This is a genomic window from Streptomyces sp. NPDC048514 (assembly GCF_043199955.1).
Classification (GTDB): Bacteria; Actinomycetota; Actinomycetes; order Streptomycetales; family Streptomycetaceae; genus Streptomyces.
The window spans coordinates 334,612-352,231 of record NZ_JBICWT010000009.1 but is presented as its reverse complement, the minus strand read 5'-3'; the positions used below and the strand labels follow the sequence as shown (position 1 = coordinate 352,231).

Annotated in this window: 17 protein-coding genes; 10 read left to right on the top strand and 7 right to left on the bottom strand. The window is 71.8% G+C overall.

The features are described from left to right. The 6 genes from msrB to ACGFT2_RS21805 all read left to right on the top strand — a co-directional run bounded on the left by msrB (position 1) and on the right by ACGFT2_RS21805 (position 5,609). A complete protein-coding gene (msrB, locus tag ACGFT2_RS21830) occupies positions 1-408 on the top strand; it encodes a peptide-methionine (R)-S-oxide reductase MsrB (RefSeq protein ID WP_393280734.1) in 408 nt (135 codons plus the stop codon). 103 nt (positions 409-511) lie between these two features. After that, positions 512-1,768 carry a PP2C family protein-serine/threonine phosphatase gene (locus tag ACGFT2_RS21825; protein WP_393280731.1) on the top strand — a complete coding sequence of 419 codons (1,257 nt, stop codon included), beginning with the start codon at positions 512-514 and terminating at the stop codon, positions 1,766-1,768. Between the two features lie 191 nt (positions 1,769-1,959). Further along, positions 1,960-3,090 (top strand): ABC transporter ATP-binding protein, encoded by a 1,131-nt coding sequence (locus ACGFT2_RS21820; RefSeq protein ID WP_393280729.1) that lies wholly within the window; start codon positions 1,960-1,962, stop codon positions 3,088-3,090. Next, positions 3,087-3,740 (top strand): ABC transporter permease, encoded by a 654-nt coding sequence (locus tag ACGFT2_RS21815; RefSeq protein ID WP_393280727.1) that lies wholly within the window; start codon positions 3,087-3,089, stop codon positions 3,738-3,740. The genes ACGFT2_RS21820 and ACGFT2_RS21815 overlap by 4 nt, the downstream gene beginning before the upstream one ends. Beyond that, a complete protein-coding gene (locus ACGFT2_RS21810) occupies positions 3,737-4,405 on the top strand; it encodes an ABC transporter permease (RefSeq protein ID WP_393280724.1) in 669 nt (222 codons plus the stop codon). Before ACGFT2_RS21815 ends, ACGFT2_RS21810 begins: the two co-directional genes overlap by 4 nt. A 244-nt stretch (positions 4,406-4,649) precedes the next feature. After that, positions 4,650-5,609 carry an ABC transporter substrate-binding protein gene (locus ACGFT2_RS21805; RefSeq protein ID WP_393280721.1) on the top strand — a complete coding sequence of 320 codons (960 nt, stop codon included), beginning with the start codon at positions 4,650-4,652 and terminating at the stop codon, positions 5,607-5,609. Between the two features lie 175 nt (positions 5,610-5,784). Here the strand turns inward: ACGFT2_RS21805 and ACGFT2_RS21800 are convergent, their stop codons facing one another. The 3 genes from ACGFT2_RS21800 to ACGFT2_RS21790 all read right to left on the bottom strand — a co-directional run bounded on the left by ACGFT2_RS21800 (position 5,785) and on the right by ACGFT2_RS21790 (position 7,569). After that, positions 5,785-6,240, bottom strand: coding sequence for a tellurite resistance TerB family protein (locus ACGFT2_RS21800; protein WP_393280719.1), 456 nt, complete (start codon positions 6,238-6,240; stop codon positions 5,785-5,787). A gap of 163 nt (positions 6,241-6,403) precedes the next feature. Beyond that, complete coding sequence (locus tag ACGFT2_RS21795; protein WP_393280716.1) at positions 6,404-6,865, bottom strand: DUF6114 domain-containing protein; 462 nt, start codon at positions 6,863-6,865, stop codon at positions 6,404-6,406. A gap of 5 nt (positions 6,866-6,870) precedes the next feature. Continuing rightward, complete coding sequence (locus ACGFT2_RS21790; RefSeq protein WP_393280714.1) at positions 6,871-7,569, bottom strand: DUF6230 family protein; 699 nt, start codon at positions 7,567-7,569, stop codon at positions 6,871-6,873. Between the two features lie 725 nt (positions 7,570-8,294). Between ACGFT2_RS21790 and ACGFT2_RS21785 the strand changes: the two genes are divergently transcribed. Continuing rightward, positions 8,295-8,954 (top strand): Tat pathway signal sequence domain protein, encoded by a 660-nt coding sequence (locus ACGFT2_RS21785; RefSeq protein WP_393280711.1) that lies wholly within the window; start codon positions 8,295-8,297, stop codon positions 8,952-8,954. 16 nt (positions 8,955-8,970) lie between these two features. Here ACGFT2_RS21785 and ACGFT2_RS21780 read toward each other — a convergent pair whose 3' ends face one another. Then, positions 8,971-9,945 carry a lytic polysaccharide monooxygenase gene (locus ACGFT2_RS21780; RefSeq protein WP_393280708.1) on the bottom strand — a complete coding sequence of 325 codons (975 nt, stop codon included), beginning with the start codon at positions 9,943-9,945 and terminating at the stop codon, positions 8,971-8,973. A 427-nt stretch (positions 9,946-10,372) separates the two neighbouring features. Between ACGFT2_RS21780 and ACGFT2_RS21775 the strand changes: the two genes are divergently transcribed. Both ACGFT2_RS21775 and ACGFT2_RS21770 read left to right on the top strand, forming a co-directional pair. Further along, entirely contained in the window at positions 10,373-11,020 is a 648-nt protein-coding gene (locus tag ACGFT2_RS21775) for a ScbR family autoregulator-binding transcription factor (protein ID WP_393280706.1), read from the top strand. 22 nt (positions 11,021-11,042) lie between these two features. Next, the gene (locus ACGFT2_RS21770) at positions 11,043-12,242 is read left to right on the top strand and encodes a damage-control phosphatase ARMT1 family protein (protein WP_393280704.1); all 1,200 of its coding nucleotides are present in this window, start codon (positions 11,043-11,045) and stop codon (positions 12,240-12,242) included. Here ACGFT2_RS21770 and ACGFT2_RS21765 read toward each other — a convergent pair. Beyond that, positions 12,219-13,481: a cytochrome P450 gene (locus ACGFT2_RS21765; RefSeq protein WP_393280701.1), complete on the bottom strand. Its 1,263-nt coding sequence runs from the start codon at positions 13,479-13,481 to the stop codon at positions 12,219-12,221. The genes ACGFT2_RS21770 and ACGFT2_RS21765 overlap by 24 nt on opposite strands. Next, positions 13,478-14,296 carry an alpha/beta fold hydrolase gene (locus tag ACGFT2_RS21760; protein ID WP_393280698.1) on the bottom strand — a complete coding sequence of 273 codons (819 nt, stop codon included), beginning with the start codon at positions 14,294-14,296 and terminating at the stop codon, positions 13,478-13,480. Before ACGFT2_RS21760 ends, ACGFT2_RS21765 begins: the two co-directional genes overlap by 4 nt. A 302-nt stretch (positions 14,297-14,598) precedes the next feature. Here ACGFT2_RS21760 and cyc2 point away from each other — a divergent pair, with 302 nt between their 5' ends. After that, the gene (cyc2, locus tag ACGFT2_RS21755) at positions 14,599-16,761 is read left to right on the top strand and encodes a germacradienol/geosmin synthase Cyc2 (RefSeq protein WP_393280695.1); all 2,163 of its coding nucleotides are present in this window, start codon (positions 14,599-14,601) and stop codon (positions 16,759-16,761) included. 6 nt (positions 16,762-16,767) lie between these two features. On the opposite strand, the gene ACGFT2_RS21750 is transcribed toward cyc2, so the two are convergent. Beyond that, a complete protein-coding gene (locus tag ACGFT2_RS21750) occupies positions 16,768-17,535 on the bottom strand; it encodes a hypothetical protein (protein WP_393280692.1) in 768 nt (255 codons plus the stop codon). Positions 17,536-17,620 lie beyond the last annotated feature (85 nt).

Genomic DNA, 17,620 nt, shown 5'->3' with positions numbered 1-17,620 from the left:
ATGTCGTACGACGTCGAGAAGCCGGACGAGCAGTGGCGTGCGGAGCTGAACCCGGCGGAGTTCGCCGTGCTGCGCCAGGCCGGCACCGAGCCGGCCTTCACCGGTGAGTACACGGACACCAAGACCGAGGGCGTCTACTCCTGCCGCGCCTGCGGCGCCGAGCTGTTCACCTCCGGCACCAAGTTCGAGTCGCACTGCGGCTGGCCGTCCTTCTACGACCCGAAGGACACCGACGCGGTGGAGCTGATCCAGGACCGGTCCCACGGGATGGTCCGGACCGAGGTGCGGTGTGCCCGCTGCGGCTCGCATCTCGGGCACGTGTTCGAGGGTGAGGGGTATCCGACCCCGACCGACCAGCGGTACTGCATCAACTCGATCTCCCTGCGGCTGGCACCCACCGAGGGCTGACCGGCTGGTGCCGCCGGGACCGGTGGGACCGCCGGCACCCGGTGCGTTCGATGTGCCTGGTGCCCCGCTCGCTCCGGTTTGAGATTCTGTGAGGGTGTGGGGTGTGGCGCGCTGGATCCAGTCCCGTCGCAGGCCGCTTCCCTTCGGCGGTGAGCACCGCGACGGCGGTGGCACCGGAGGAGCGGAAGAGCCCGCAGCGCGGCTCGGCGTGCTGCGGCAGGCCCTGGCCGGCATCGGAACGACCCTCGACGAGCCCACCACCTGCGCCGAGCTGACCCGCGCCGCCGTCCTGCTGGTCGGCGGCGCCGCCGCCGTGATGCGCCGCGCCGGGCCCGTCGTCTCCGGGTACGAGTCGATCAGCGGCGACGCCGACGCGCTGCCCGACGCCCGCTGGGCCGCCGCCGTGGCCCGCGAGGCAGGTGTGCCGGCCGTCGGCGCGGTCCTGGACCCGTGGCTGGAACAGCCGGCCGAAGGCCGTGCCGGCGGCGCCGTGTGCCTGTCGCTGACCAGAGGGGAGGAGGTGTTCGGCCTCCTGGTCTGGGGGCGCCGCGAGGAGCCCTTGCGCCGGTCCGAGGCCGAGCTGCTCGCCGTGCTCGCCGAGCGCGGTGCCGCCCACATCCAGTACGCCCGCGCCTACGATCTGGTCAGCCGTACCGCCGGCGACCTGCAGCGGGCCCTGCTCGCCGCGCCGGGCCGGCCGCACCCCAACCTGGACGTCGCCATCCGCTATCTCCCCGTCGGCGGCAGCGCGCTGGTCGGCGGTGACTGGTGCGAGACCGTACGGCTGCACTTCGGCCGCACCCTGCTGGTGGTCGGCGACGTGATGGGGCACGGCCTGGAGGCCGCCGTCGACATGAGCGCCTACCGCTCCTCCCTGCGCTACATCGCCTCCTCCGACCTGCCCCCGCACCGCGTCCTGCGCCAGATGGACGACATCGCCTCCGGCGAGGACGAGCGCAGACCCGCCACCTGTCTGCTGGCCCGCGTCGACCCGGGGCGCGGCCAGATCACGCTGGCCAGTGCCGGCCATCTGCCGCCCGTGCTGATCACCGGGGAGGGCGAGGCCGCGCTGCTGCCCGTCCCCGTCGGACCGCCGCTGGGCACCGGGCTGGGCGGGTACGAGTCGGCCACCCACGCCCTGGCGCCCGGCCAGACGCTCGTGCTGTTCACCGACGGCCTCGTGGAACACCGCGGCGAGGACATCGACCGCTCCCTCGCCCGCCTGGCCGCCCTCCGCTTCACCGGCTGCGACGGTGTCGACGACGTCCTGGAGACGATCGTCACGCGGCTGGAAGCCCACCATGCGGAGGACGACGTGGCGGTCCTCGCGGCACGGCCGCATCCGCGCAAGGACGACTGAGCCCGCCGCCGAAGCGTGTGCGAGTCCTCCGCCAGGGAGGCGGCAGCGTCGGCACGGTCTTCCTTTCCGCGTGGTCACCGGCCAAAGCGCTGAAACACTCGCGGTCTAGACTCTCCCCGCACGGGCTGCGCATGGACGACCGTGGCCGACAGTGGGCGGAAAGCTGCCAAACCCGAAGGGTATCCGGCGTTTTGATACGGATAGATTCAGTCACGAAGCGGTATCCGGACGGCACGGTCGCGGTCGACCGGCTGTCGCTGGAGATACCGGACCGCGCGATCACCGTGCTCGTCGGACCCTCGGGGTGCGGCAAGACGACGACCCTGCGGATGATCAACCGGATGGTGGAGCCCAGCGAGGGCCGCATCTCCCTCGACGGCGCGGACATCCGGCAGCAACCGGTCAACACCCTGCGCCGCTCGATGGGATACGTGATCCAGAACGCAGGCCTCTTCCAGCACCGCACCATTCTGGACAACATCGCCACCGTGCCCCGGCTGCTCGGCTGGACCAAGCAGAAGGCGCGCGCCCGGGCCGCCGAGCTGATGGAGCGGGTCGGGCTCGACACCTCGCTGGCCAAGAGGTACCCCTACCAGCTCTCCGGCGGCCAGCAGCAGCGGGTGGGCGTGGCCCGCGCGCTCGCCGCGGACCCGCCGGTGCTGCTGATGGACGAGCCGTTCTCCGCCGTAGACCCCATCGTGCGCAAGGGACTCCAGGACGAACTGCTGCGCATCCAGGACGAGTTGGGCAAGACCATCGTCTTCGTCACGCACGACATCGACGAGGCGATCAAGCTCGGCACGATGGTCGCCGTCCTGCGCACCGGCGGCCGGCTCGCCCAGTTCGCCCCGCCCGCCGAACTGCTGAGCGCCCCCGCCGACGCCTTCGTGGAGGACTTCCTGGGCGCCGACCGCGGCATCCGGCGGCTGTCCTTCTTCCCGTCCGAGGGGCTGCGGCTGCAGACCGGGCCGGTCGTCGGCATCGACGCGGACGCCCGGCAACTCGCCTCCCGCACCGAAGACCCCTACCTCCTCGTCACCGACCCCGACGGCAGGCCCCTCGGCTGGGCAGAGCCGGGCCGCCTCACCGCCGGTGACATCGACCGGGACCAACTCCTGCCCTGCGGACGGCCGTTCGTCCCCGGCGCCGACTCGCTGCGCACCGCGCTCGACGGCGCCGTGCTCTCGCCGACCGGCTGGGCCGTCGCCGTGGACGCCGAGGGCCGCGCCGTCGGCGTCGTCTCCCAGCAGGTCATCGGAGAGGCGATCCGGGACGCCCACAGCCGCGTCGCGGAGCAGGCCGGCGCGAAGGCCGGGCGATGACCGGCTTCTTCGACCTCCCGAGCGACCTCCAGCACAGCTACCTCGGCCTCGTCGGCCTGCACCTGCGCGAGGCCCTGCTGCCGGTCCTGGCCGGGCTGCTCGTCTCCCTGCCCGTCGCCCAGCTCTGCGTGCGCTACCGGTGGATCTACCCACCCGTCCTCGGCATCACCACCGTGCTGTACGCCATCCCCTCGCTGGCCTTCTTCGTGGTGCTCATCGACTACTTCGGGCAGAGCGAGACCACGGTGATGATCCCGCTCGCGGTCTACAGCCTGGTGGTGCTGGTGCCGGCCATCGTGGACGGCGTCCGTTCGGTCCCGCCGGAGACCCTGGCCGCCGCACAGGCCATGGGCCTCGGACCGGTACGCCGCTACCTCCAGGTCCAACTGCCCATCGCCGTACCCGCGATCATCGGCGGCCTCAGGGTGGCGACCGTGTCCAGCATCTCCCTGGTCAGCGTCGGCATGCTCATCGGCAACCAGGGCGCCCTGGGCAACATGCTCTACGACGCCAACGTCTACCACCGGCCCGCCCTGGCCGTGAACTCGGTCCTGACCATCGCGGTCCTCGGCATCCTCGCCGACGCCGTACTGGTCCTGGTCCGCCTGCTCCTCACCCCGTGGATGCCGAGGAAGGGGGCCACCCGGTGAACGTATTCGACTTCGCGCACGCCTTCTTCAGCGACAGCGCCCACTGGCACGGCTACGACGGCATCCCCACCCGCCTCGTCGAGCACATGCAGTACTCGGTCGAAGCCCTGCTCCTGGCCGCCGCCATCGGACTGCCCGTCGGTCTGGTCACCGGCCACTACGGGCGCGGCGGCAACGCCCTGGCGATGATCGCCACCGCCGGCCGGGCGCTGCCGAGCTTCGGTCTGCTGGTGCTGATGTTCATCTGGATCGGGTTCGGCCTGGGCCCGGTGATGATCCCGCTGGTCGTGCTCGCCGTACCGCCGATCCTGGTCACCACCTACGAGGCGATCGGCGCCGTCGACCCGTCCCCGGTGGACGCGGGGCGCGGCATGGGGATGTCCGAGGCGCGGGTGCTGTTCCAGGTGGAGTTGCCCGTCGCGCTCCCGCTGGTCCTCGGCGGCCTGCGCACGGCGGCCATCCAGATCGTCTCCACGGCCACCATCGCCGCCTACGTCAGCCTCGGCGGTCTCGGCCGCTACATCATCGACGGCCTGTACCAGAAGAACTACGAGAAGGTCGTCGGCGGCGCCACCCTGGTCGCCGCCCTCGCGCTCGCGACCCTCGCCCTCTTCTGGGCGGTGTCCCGGCTCACGGTCTCCCCGGGAGTGCGCCGGAGCCACTGACGGCCACCGCTCGGTGCGGGACGGCGCCGGCTCCGGAACGGCGAGCAGCCTCAGGTCCGGGCCGTCACCGCCCCGAGGCCCGGCCGCTCTGAGGTCACAGGTGCTCACCGGCCCGATCGGTGTGCCTTCCGTCGGGCATCCGTGACCAGGAGAACGCTCTGCGTACGCCACCGACCGCAGATCGAGGCCAATCGGTGATCTGATGCCCTTGACTGACCGAGAACCGGCTGGATTGGATCAGTAGGTGACTTCCACAACCCACATCAGCAGGTCCATCCGGAGGAACCGAGGCGCGGCGGTGGTCGCCCTCGCGGCGGCTACGGCTCTGCTGACGGGCTGTTCCTCCGGCGACGGCAAGTCCGGCAATCCCCTGACGGACGGCAAGGCGAGCGGCGACAGCGTCGTCGTCGGCTCCAACAACTTCCCCGAGAGCACCCTGCTCGCCGACATCTACGGCGAGGCGCTCAAGGCCAAGGGGATCAAGGTCACCTACAAGCCGAACATCGGCAGCCGCGAGACGACGTACGGTCTGCTCAAGAACGGCTCCATCTCGGTACTGCCCGAGTACAACGGCGCGCTCCTCGCCTACCTCGACCCGAAGGCGGCGCCGAAGACGACCGAGGCGACCACCACGGCCATCGAGGCCAAGCTGGACTCCAAGCTGACGCTCCTCGACCCCTCGTCCGCACAGGACAAGGACTCGGTGACCGTCAACGCGACGACCGCGAAGAAGTACCACCTCACCGGGAAGTCCTCCGTCGCCGACCTGAAGGGCATCGCGAAGGACCTGGTCATCGGCGGCTCGCCGGAGTTCCAGACCCGGCAGCAGGGTCTGGCGGGCCTGAAGTCGGTCTACGGCCTGGAGTTCAAGTCGTTCAAGGCGCTGGACGCGGGCGGCCCGCTCACCCAGGCGGCGCTGAAGAAGAACGCGGTGCAGGTCGCGGACCTCTTCACCACGGACCCGACCATCTCCAAGGAGAAGTTCGTCGTCCTGCAGGATCCGAAGGGCCTCTTCGGCCTCGAGAACGTCCAGCCGCTCGCCTACAAGAGCGCGCTGAACCAGAAGGGTGTCGACGCCCTCAACGCCGTCTCGGCCAAGCTGGACACCGCGACCCTGCTGGACCTGGACACCCAGGTGCAGACGGAGAACAAGGACCCGCTGGACGTCGCCCAGGCCTGGCTGAAGTCGGCGGGACTCGCCTGACCCCGGCGGGACTCGCCTGACCCGGCGGCGCCGCCCGGGCGTGGCCGAAGCCGGTCGTTCCCGCCCGGCCCCGGCGCTGCCTCGGCCGTGAACACGACGACGTGGGTGCCCCCGATCACGGGGGCACCCACGTCGTTCCGTCTGCCGGAGTCCGCGCCGCGGTCCGAGCCGCGGGTCAGAGGTCGAACTCGTGCGGCGGGAGATCCAGCGTGAAGCACGCCTCGCGCACCACGGCCTGCTCGGTCTTGTCGAAGTCACCGTCCGCACCGCCGATCACGATGCCGATCTGGACGACGGCCCGCGCCTCGGCCGGCTTCTTCTTCGCCTTGGCGATCTCCTGCAGCACGCTCACCTTGCCGAAGGCGAAGTCCGTCGTCAGCTTGTTCAGGTTCTCCTCGAAGCGGCGCCGCAGGTCGTCCGCCGGAAAGTTCTGCAACACCTCGTTGGTGGCGATGAGCTGGGCCACCCGCTGCCGCTCCGACGGGTCGACGGTTCCGTCGGCGGCGGCCACGAGCGCGCACATCGCCATGCTCGCGTCGCGGAAGGCGCCGCTCTTCAGGTCGTTCTTCTTCGCCACCAGCTGGGTCTGCATCTGCGACGCCGACTCCTTGAAGCGGTCCCACAGGGCCATGTCCACTCCTCGTCTCCCCGGCCGGGTGCTGTGACCGCACGCCGACCGCAATTTCTACAGCATCGTAGAAACTTATGGGACGACCGGGAAGTTCCGCGGACCCGGAGGGAAAGCCCCGTGATCGTGGGGCCTCCTGGACCGTGCCCGTGCCCTTCGTCCGGGCTCAGGCCGCTCGTTCCACTCCCTCGGGCAGGGAGGCCCGCGCCGCCGCCCGGTCGGCCCGTGCCTGCTTACGGCGTTTGCGCCGGCTGACGCGGGGTTCCTGGTCCGGCAGCCAGCCGAAGGCGAGGCAGCTTCCGACGGCGCCGAGGAGGAGGCCGAGGAAGAAACCCCCCAGGTTGGAGGTGAGCCAGGTACCCAGCGACAGCAGGATGCCGGTGACGGAGTAGAAGAGCCGCTGCGAGGGGTTGAAGATGATCAGCAGGCCCAGCAGCAGCATCAGCGTCGGCAGCAGATAGCCGGCCAGGCCCTGCATGCCGATGTGCATCACGACCTTCAGCGAGGCCTTCTCGGTGAGCAGGATCTCGCCGCCGCCGAGGGCGAGCAGCAGCCCGCCCCAGAACGGCCGGCGGGCCCGCCAGCCGCGGAAGGCGGCCCTCGGTCCCCGACGTGGACGGTCCGGCACGCCGATCAGCAACCCGAGCTGCTGAAGCCGAGCTTGAGACCCGGCAGCTTGAACACCCCGGCCGTGGTCGCATAGTTGGTCTGCCGCAGGTTGGCGATGCGCACGGTGTCGGCCTGCTGACTGAAGACCCCGATCGGGCCCTTCACGCCCGCCTTCGTGAGCGTGCTCGCGTCGTTGCCGATCTCGATGTTGCCGAACGCAGCGTCACCCGACAGCTCGGTGGAGTCGGTGGTCAGGTCGGTCGCCGACACCTTGTCCTTACCGCCGCCCGCCCTGATCAGCAGGTTGGTGCCGCCGAGGTCGACGCTCTGGCACAGCTTGGTGAGCGTCGCGTTCTTGATCGCGGAGGTGACGACGAGCACCTGGCCGCCGGTGTCACCGGCGTTCGGGCTGCCCTCCGCCATGTTGTCGAGCGCGCCGAACTGCTCGAAACCGGTGCCGTTGAGTTCGGTCGCGGTGACGGTGAACGGCATTCCGGAGATCGCGAACTGCACACCCAGCGCACCTTGCGCGGTGAGGACCGCGAGGCCGGCGGCGACGAGCGTGGCGGGCACGGCCATGACGGCGGCCCGGCGTGCCCGGACCCGCCCTCGTCGCTCGCCGCCCGTGCCGGTCACGGCGGTGCTCGGTGCTTCGGACGGTGAACCGCTTCCCGGGTTCTCGGGGTTGTTGCCGTCGGACGGGACGTCCGGGGACAAGGCCATGTCTGCTCCCATGGGCATGGATATGCGGGTTGGGCTTCAGTGGCGCGGTGTCCTGGCGCGGACAGCGGCTGCCGCGTACGTCTCCTCGCACTCCCGGCGGATGCAAGGGCTTTCTCGTTACGCGGCAGTAGCCTGACCGAAAGTTACCGCCGGTTACATTGGGGGGTCAAGGGAGTTGTGGAAATAGGGTGTCGGATGTGCGAGACCGGCGTCCCTAGGGAACAACTCCCTTGCGACGCCTTGACGTTGAAGGTTGAGCGGGTCTACAAATTCCCCTGTTTCCCCGGATCCGTGGCGCCGGATCCGCCGAGCGGCGACGGCCGCGTTCCCGGCACTGCACGGCAGCCGCTCACTTCGGCTCGGCGCAATCGCTCACTTCGGCTCGCGGCCATCACGCCCGTCGGCTCACGACGGTCGGACCCGCCGGTTCACGAAACCGCTCACGCCGGCACACCGGGTTGCACGCGCCGGTTCACGGCAACCGCTCACCGCAGCACGGCTCCGGCACGTTCCCGTTCCATGGGGCCGTGGCCGGCCGCCGTCCCCTGTCCGGCCCGGCCGCAGGCCTTCCCCAAGGCCGTCGGCCGGTACCGGCCCGCCGCCGTCGCGGGTCCGTCGCGTACGGAGAAGGCGCGACGTTCCCGCGTCGGCGGCACCGCTCGCACCACCCGCCACCCCCCGACAGCACCTCGTCCGAACCCCACTCAGGAAAGAGGCACACCCGCATGCGTACGCGAACCCTCCTCGCCCTGGCCGGCACCGCCGCCGCGCTCGCCCTCACGGCGGCCGGACCCGCCTCCGCCGGTGCCGACGCCGGCGCCGTCCTCACCACCGGCAGCGTGGGCGGCACCGCCGCCGCGGTCGGCGACACCCTGACCGCCCCCCTGGCCTCCGGCACGTCCGCCACCTTCTACTCCAGCGCGACCGGCACCAGCGGCGTCAAGTGCACGACCTCCCAGTTCACCGCCAAGCTCACCGGCAACCCGGCCGCTCCCGGTACGGCCACCGAGTCCGTCACCGCGCACACCTTCGGCAGCAGCAGCTGCACCAGCAACGTCACCGGTGTGCTCGGCGTCAACGGCATCACCATCAACAACCTGCCCTACTCGGCGACGATCACCTCGGCCGGCACCCTCACCGTCTCGCCCCCGAGCGGCTCCGTCATCCAGGCCACCGTCCAGCTGCGCACCCTGCTGGGCAGCGTGACCTGCGTGTACCAGGCGCCCGGTCTGACCGGCAAGGCCGACAACGCCGACAGCAGCATCACCTTCACCAACCAGCAGTTCACCAAGAGCTCCGGTTCGTCGCTCTGCTTCGCCAACGGCTTCTTCACGGCCAAGTACGCCCCGGTCACCGACGCCGGTGCCCGGGTCTACGTCAACTGATCCGCCGAAGACGGTTTCAGCGTCGGCGTAGACGCAGCACGAAGGCGGCGCCCCCGGTGAGCACCAGCACCGTGGCGGCGCCGCCCGCGAGCAGCGGAGCCGAGGGTCCCGAGCCGCCGCGCGTCACCTCCGCCAGCGGAGTGCCGTCGCCGGCGGCTTCCCGCTGCCGCGCACTCCCACCGTCCCGGACGCCACCGTCCCGGACGCCACCGTCCGGAGTGCCACTCGCGCGCGCCCCGGTGGTGCCTCCCTCGGTAGCGCCTCCCGCGGACGGGCTCGCCGGCCGGCCGCCCGGCGGCGCAGCGCCCCGCGTCGCCGGCTTCGGGGCCTTCGCCGCCCCGGCCGCCGTCCCGCCGCCCGGGAAGACCACGTCGGAACACGAGTAGTAGGTGTCCGGCGTGCTGCTGTTCTGCCAGACGGTGTAGAGCATCTGACGCCCCGTCCGGTCTTTCGGCAGGGTGGCGCCGAGGTGGTACGCCCCGTTCCGCAGCGGCGGGTCCGTGACCTCGGCGAAGGGCCGCTCCGGCAGATCCGCCCACTTCATCGGCTTGGCCGGATCGTAGCCGGGCTTCGTCAGATACAGCTTGAACGTGCCCGTGTGCGCGATCGTCGAGGCGTACGTCATCGTCAGCCGGCCGCCGGGTGCCAGCTCGGTCGCCGGCCAGTCCCGCCGGGGCAGGTCGAGGCCCCGGTAGGCGGGCAGGCCGCCGCTGCACAGCCTGCCGTCCGGAACCACCTGCCGGTCCCGGCCCGCCACCCCGGCCACGCGCAGGTTGTCCCACGCGGTGAACGGAGCGCCGTTCGCGGCGATCGCCGCCCTGCAGGCCGCAGAGCCCGCGTCGCCGCCTTCGGGGGAGCACGCGTAGACCCGGCTGACCGGGCCTGTGGGGGCTCCGTGTGCCTGGGCCGGCGCAGCCGCCCACGACACGAGCAGGATCGGGGCCGCCGCGGCGGCCGCCATGACGCCCGGGCGGGCGGTCGTCCGAGTCATCGGGGTGTCTCCTCGGCGGGCGCGGGAACAGGTCTGCCGACGTCCAGTACGGCACCCGCGCGCGCCGCGTTCAACCGGTCAGGTACCGCCGGCGGGAAGCCCGCGAACACCGACCGGTCCGGCTGTTTCCGGAACCCGATGAGGCCCCGTTGAGGAAGCGGCCGTCCGCCTCGTATCGTGACGATCACGGGACGACGACCTCCGGCCCGCGGCCGCCGGGCGCGGCCGGGCGGCGAGGCGCGAGGCGAACCGGCCTCGTCCGTCGGCCGGCCCGGCCCGATCCCGGGGCGAGGCGTGCGGCTGACAGCTGCCGGGCGAAGGTCCCGTCCGCCGGACTCCCGCTGTCACTCGGTGAGTTATCGTGTGCAACGGGCCATAAAACAAACCGCATGTCCCGTTCGTTCAAGGCGCAAGGAAGGGTCACACGATGGCGAGGCAGTTACGCGCTGAACAGACCCGGGCAACGATCATCACGGCCGCCGCCGATCTGTTCGACCGGCACGGCTACGAATCCACCAGCCTGAGCGACATCGTCTCCCACGCGAAGGTCACCAAGGGCGCGCTGTACTTCCACTTCGCCGCCAAGGAGGACCTGGCCCACGCCATCCTCGAACTCCAGGCCAGGGCCGCCCAGAAGCTCGTCTCCGACGTCGAGAGCCGCGGGTACTCCTCCCTGGAGACCTTGATACGCGCCACCTTCGGGATCGCCCGGCTCGCCGTCGACGACCCGGTGCCACGCGCCGGGCTCCGCCTGGTCAGCGCGGACATCGCCGTACGGCCGCCGCTGAGGCATCCGTTCACCGAGTGGCTCGAGTTCGCCACCCGCAAGTTCGCCGGGGCGGTCAGGGAGGCCGATGTGCACGGGGACCTCGACGTGGGCGCCGTCGCCCATTCCCTCGTCTGCTTCTTCGTCGGCACCCGGGTCGCCGGCCGCTCGATCGAACCGGTCGGACGGCTTCCACGGCGGGTCGCCGAGATGTGGCACCTGATGATCCGGGGCCTGGTCCCGGTGCACCGCCGCCCCCGCTACGTCACCCTCGCCACGCATCTGGAGCGGGAACTCAGGACCGCCTGACGGGCGCGGTACGGTGACGGGCATGCCCGACACCGCCCGCGCGCCCGTGATCCTCGGCAACGAACCCGGCTCGTTCCCGCACGGGGTGCTGGCCGAGCGGCACCCCGCGATCATCCAGCGGGTGCGGGACGCCTTCCCGTACGGGCCCGGGCAGCACCGGGCGCTGGACGAGCTGCTGGCGAGCTGCGCCGACGGGGTGATCGAGCCGCTCCCCGCCGACGCACCGGACCGGGACCACTGGCACGCCTGGGGCCTGCCCGACCACGTCGGACGGTCCTGGTACGACGTGCCCTGGCTGTGGTCGGAGAGCTACTTCTACCGTCGGCTGCTCGACGCCGTCGGTTACTTCGGCCCCGGTGCCTGGCAGGGTATCGACCCCTTCCGTCCGTTCAAGCAGGCCGAACTCGACGCGCCGGAGACCGACGAGGAACTGGCCGCCCTGGACGCCCTGGGTGAGCTCTCCGAGCGGGAGCGGGGCGGCGCACTGCTGCACGGCTCGCTGTGGGGCAACCGCGCCGACCTCGGGTTCCGGCTCTCGGCCGCGGCCGCCGAGGCGCGCGAACCGGTTCCCGCACTGGTCGCCGACGACAGCGAGGCCCTGTGGTCGCTGCTGCCGCCCGGCGGGGCCGCCACGCTCGTGCTGGTCGCGGACAACGCCGGCCGCGAACTCGTCCCCGACCTGCTGCTGATCGCCCATCTCCTCACCGAGGGGCGGGCCGAGCGGGCGGTCCTGCACGTCAAGCCCCATCCCTACTACGTCTCCGACGCCACCACCGCCGACGTGGTCGACGCCCTGCAGCGACTGCGGGCGGCCCCCGGCGCGGCGGGCGAGTACGGGCGCGTCCTGCGGTCGGCCATGGCCGGCGGCCGGCTCGACGTGCGCGCGCATCCGTTCTCCTGCGCACCGCTGCCGTACGCGCAGATGCCGGACGACCTGCGTGCCGAGTTCGCCGCGGCCACGCTGACGATCTTCAAGGGCGACCTCAACTACCGCCGTCTGGTGGGCGACCGGCGATGGCCGCCGACCACGCCGTTCCAGCGGGCGACCGCCTGGTTCCCCGGTCCGGTCGCCGCCCTGCGCACGCTCAAGTCCGACGTGATCACCGGCCTGTCCGCGGCGACCGAGACCGCCCTGGTGGCAGCGGAGGGCCAGCGGTGGCGCACCAGCGGCACCCACGCGCTGATCCAGGTCGGCCCGTCAAAGTACGTGCAGCGGCAGTGACTTGACCCCGTTGATGAAGTTCGACACGAGTCGCTCGGCGGGCCCGGCGAGCCGGACCGCCGGCAGCGCGCGCAGCACCTCCTCGTACAGCAGGCGCAGTTGCAGGCGCGCGAAGTGCGCGCCCAGGCACACGTGCGGGCCGTCTCCGAAGGAGACGTGCGGGTTCGGGACGCGACCGGGATCGAGCCGGTCCGGGTGCGCGAAGACCCGCTCGTCCCGGTTGGCCGAGGCGTGGAACACCACGACCTTGTCGCCCGCCCGGATCCGCCGCCCCGCCAGCTCGACGTCCCGCACCGCCGTGCGGCGGAAGGTCAGCACCGGCGGATGCCAGCGCAGCAGCTCCTCGACGGCCGGGCGGACCTCCGCCCTCCCGGACCGCAAGCGCTCGTACGCTCCCGGATGCTCCGCGAGGGCCAGCAGCCCGCCGGGGGCGGCACTGCGCACCGTGTCGTTGCCCGCCACCGTGAGCAGGAAGAAGAACATCTCCAGCTCGGCGCCCTCCGGTTCGGCGTCGTGGGCGAGCGTCGTCAGGATGTCGTCGGCGGGATGCCGTCGTTTGTGGGCGGCCAGCTGCCCGGCGTAGGCGAACATGTCCCGCAGCATCGCCGGGGAGCGCGGATTCACCGGCCTGCCCGTCCCGTCCAGCACCGGCCGGCCCGCCTCGTCCGGGTCCTGGTAGCCGATGACCCGCTGCGTCCAGTGCAGCAGCAGCCGCCGGTCGCTCTCCGGAACGCCCAGCAGATCCGCCAGGTTGAGCAGCGCGTACTCGTCGGTGACGGCGGCCACCAGATCGGCCGTGCCGTCCGACGCCCTGGCCGCCTCCGACGCCGCGGCGAGCAGGGTGCGGGCCCGCTCCCGGGCCAGCGCGGCGAACCGGTCGACACGCCCCGGGGTGAACGCACGGCTCACCAGCCGCCGCAACCTGCCGTGTCCGGGGGGATCCTGATTGAGCATCATCCTGCGGATGAAGGGCAGGTCCTCCGGGTCGGGGTCCCGGATCTGCGTCGCGCCGAGGTGCGAGGAGAACCCCGCCGCGTCCTTGAGCACCCGTACGACGTCCGCGTGCCGGGTCACGGCCCAGAAACCTGGTCCGGCCGGCCAGCCCAGCACCTCGGACTCCTCCTGCCAGGCCACCGGATGACGGTCGCGCAGGAGGCGGTAGTCGTCGTAGGGCACCCCGGCGGCGTACCGGCGCGGGTCGAACACGTCGGGCACCGGCGGCGGCCCGCACCCGCTCACGCCGGGCCGGCCGGGCCCCGGGCGTCCGTGTGGACCGCAGCGTCCGTGGTGTCCGCGCGCAGGAAGTCCTCCACCGCCCTGACGAGTTCCAGCGGCGTCTCGTCCATCGGGTAGTGACCGGCGGACGGCAGCGCGACCAGCTCGGCGCGCGGATACCAGGCCAGCCAGGTCTCCCGCAGGACCGCCGGCGACAGGGCCGGGTCCAGCTCGCCGGCCACCGCCAGGGCGGGCACCTCACTGCCCTCGACGTCCGCGTGGAAGTCCTCGCCCGCCCAGGATTCGAGCCACGCCCGGAACGCCTTGGGGTCACTGCGCTCCAGCGAGCGGGCCACCATCCGGTCCAGCCAGGCGGCGGGGCGGCGGCCCCCGGTGGTGAAGTCGATGATCGCGCGCCGGTTCTCCGCCCGGTGCGCCGCCTCCTCGAACAGAGCGTCCTGCCCGGCCGGCAACGGCATGCCCGAGGCGGGCACCGGAGCGACGCCGACGATCCGGCGCAGCCGGTGCGGGGCGACGGCCAGCAACCGTTGCGCCACGGCACCGCCCATGGAGTGCCCGATCACCGAGAACCGCTCCCAGCCCAGCCGGTCGGCCAGCTCCACCAGGTCCCGGGCCGCCTCGGTCGTCGTCCAGGAGCCCACGGCGTCCCGGGCCCCGCCGTAGCCGCGCAGATCGACCAGCGCGTAGGTGAAGGCGGTGCGGTCGAGATCGGGCAGGACGGGCGCGTAGGCGGACCGGTCGGCGAACCAGCCGTGCACGGCGAACACCTTGTGGGCGCCGTCGCCGTGCACCTCATGAGGCAACACGAAGGAGGTCATGGTGCCTACCGTGGCGCCCGCGAGGGGCCACGGCAAGACCCCGCGCGGGGCATGCCGGCGGCCTCACGGACATACCGGCGGCCGCCGGCCCCGAGCGCGGCGGCCGGACGCCGCCCGGCACTGCGCAGGTGTGCCGCGGTATCCGGGACGGCCGGTCCGGTCGACCCGCCGGTACGGACGCGACGGGGGCGAACACCACGGAAACGCGCGGAAGTTCGGGGTTTCCCGGGCAGTTCACGCGATGGTGTGATCATGTCCGGGGCGGCGGATGGGGGTTGGGGCGCCCGGGTAGGGCCCCAGCCATGACGCAGCCGTTCGAACTCCCGCACTTCTACATGCCGTACCCCGCGCGGCTCAACCCGCACCTCGACGAGGCCCGCGCGCACTCGACGCAGTGGGCACGTGAGATGGGCATGCTGGAAGGCTCCGGGATCTGGGAGCAGGCCGACCTGGAGGCGCACGACTACGGACTCCTGTGCGCCTACACCCACCCCGACTGCGACGGGGCCGCCCTCTCGCTCGTCACCGACTGGTACGTGTGGGTGTTCTTCTTCGACGACCACTTCCTCGACATGTTCAAGCGCACGCCGGACCGTGCCGCCGGAAAGGCGCACCTGGACCGCCTGCCGCTGTTCATGCCGCTAGACCCCTCGGCCGCGGTACCCGAGCCGGAGAATCCGGTGGAGGCGGGCCTGAAGGACCTCTGGGCGCGCACGGTGCCGTCGATGTCCACGGACTGGCGCCGCCGCTTCTCCGTGGCCACCGAGCACCTGCTCAACGAGTCGATGTGGGAGCTGTCCAACATCAACGAGGGGCGGATCGCCAACCCCGTCGAATACATCGAGATGCGCCGCAAGGTCGGCGGCGCCCCCTGGTCGGCCGGTCTGGTGGAGTACGCGACCGCCGAGGTGCCCGCGCGCGTCGCGGGCACCCGGCCGCTGCGCGTGCTGATGGAGACGTTCTCCGACGCCGTCCACCTGCGCAACGACCTGTTCTCCTACCAGCGCGAGGTCGAGGACGAGGGCGAGAACAGCAACGGCGTGCTCGTCCTGGAGAAGTTCTTCGGCTGCACCACGCAGGAGGCCGCCGACACCGTCAACGACATCCTCACCTCACGCCTGCACCAGTTCGAGCACACCGCCCTCACCGAAGTCCCGGCCGCCGCCCTGGAACAGGGCCTCGCCCCGCACGAGACCGCCGCGGTCGCCGCCTACACCAAGGGACTCCAGGACTGGCAGTCCGGCGGCCACGAGTGGCACATGCGCTCCAGCCGCTACATGAACAAGGGCGCCCGCGCCGCTTCGCCGTGGCAGATCCCGAGCGGCCCCGGCGGCTCGGCCGCCGGCGTCTGCGCGCTCCTCGCCTCCGCGGCACGGGAACGGCTGCGCGCCTACTCCCACGTGCCCTACCAGAAGGTCGGCCCCTCGCTGCTGCCCGCGTTCCGCATGCCGTTCCGGCTGGAGCTGAGTCCCCACCTCGACAGCGCCCGCCGCAACCTCCTCGCCTGGACGCACGAGGTCGGCATTCTCGAGGAGGGCGTCTGGGACGAGGACAAGCTCGCCGCATACGACCTCGCGCTGTGCTCCGCCGGCCTGGACCCGGACGCCACCCCCGAGGCGCTCGACCTCAGCGCCCAGTGGCTCGCCTTCGGCACCTACGGCGACGACTACTACCCGCTCGTCTACGGCCACCGCCGGGACCTGGCCGCCGCGCGCCTGACCACCGCCCGGCTGTCGGCCTGCATGCCCATCGAGGGCGAGGCGGCCCTCGTGCCGGCCAATGCCATGGAACGGTCGCTGATCGATCTCTGGGTGCGCACCACGGCCGGGATGACGGCCGATCAGCGGCGCACCTTCAAAGAGGCCGTGGACAAGATGACCGAGAGCTGGGTGTGGGAGCTGTCCAACCAGCTGCAGAACCGCATCCCCGACCCCGTCGACTACCTGGAGATGCGGCGTTCCACCTTCGGCTCCGACCTCACGCTGAGCCTGTGCCGGATGGGCCGCGGCCCCGCGGTGCCGCCGGAGGTGTACCGCAGCGGCCCGGTGCGCTCCCTGGAGAACGCCGCCATCGACTACGCCTGTCTCCTCAACGACATCTTCTCGTACCAGAAGGAGATCGAGTACGAGGGCGAGATCCACAACGCCGTCCTGGTCGTGCAGAACTTCTTCGGCGCGGACTATCCGGCCGCGCTCGGTGTGGTCACCGACCTGATGAACCAGCGCATGCAGCAGTTCGAGCACGTGATCGCACACGAACTGCCGGTGCTGTACGAGGACTTCGCGCTGTCCGGGGAGGGGCGCGCGGCGATGGACGGCTATGTCCTCGACCTGCAGAACTGGCTGGCCGGCATTCTCAACTGGCACCGCGAGGTCGACCGCTACAAGGCCGAGTGGCTGGGCCGCCGGGCCCACCGCTTCCTGCCCGACCGCGCGCCGGCACCGCCCGTACAGCTCGTCGGCTGACCGGCGTCAGGCCGGCCTGCGCACCGGTGCCGCGTGGCCGACGGCCGCGCCCTCGGCGTGGCCGGCGGCTGTGCCCGCCGCATGGTCGACGGCCGCCCGCGCCAGCGCCCGGACCACCGGGTGCGGAACCGATCCGTCGCCGAACAGCTCCGGCTGGAACAGCGTGGCCAGGAAGAACGGGTGGCCGGGCAGTTCGGCGACCCGGACCTCGCCGTGCTCGTCGTGACCCGAGAACCGCAGGCCGTGCGCGCGCAGGGTGCCGAGGTGGCGCGAGGGGCCGTACGCGCAGAAGTACCGTTCGACCGTGCGCGCCGAGCCGATGACGGACTCGGCGAGCGAACCCGGCTCGATGGTCACCGCACCCTCGTGGCCCACCAGGGAGCAGGCGAGCGGTTCGATCAGCAGGTCCTCGGCGCCGGGGTCGTTCTCGGCGTGGGCGGCCCCGGCCAGTCCGCACACGTTCCGGGCGTACTCCAGCAGCGCGTGCTGGAAACCGCCGCACGTGCCGAGGAAGGGAACCCGCTCCTCGCGGGCGGTGCGTACGGCGGCGAGGACACCCGCCTCGCTGCGGTACGGGCTGCCCGGCAGCACCCACACGGCGTCGAACCCCCGCACGGCGCCGTCGGCTTCGGCGTCCCGGGAGGGGATCCAGTACGCGTCCAGGACCAGCCGGTCGCGTTCGGCCAGGGCGTCCAGGAGGAGTGGCACGCGGGTGTGCGAGACGACGTTGGGGGAGCGGTCGCCCACGAGGGCGATGGTGGCGGTGTTCTTCACGACCGCCATCCTCCGGCGGCCGCCTCGATCACGTCCAACGATGATTTCTGCACATCCGATAAGCATCCCCGATGGGGCTGCGATG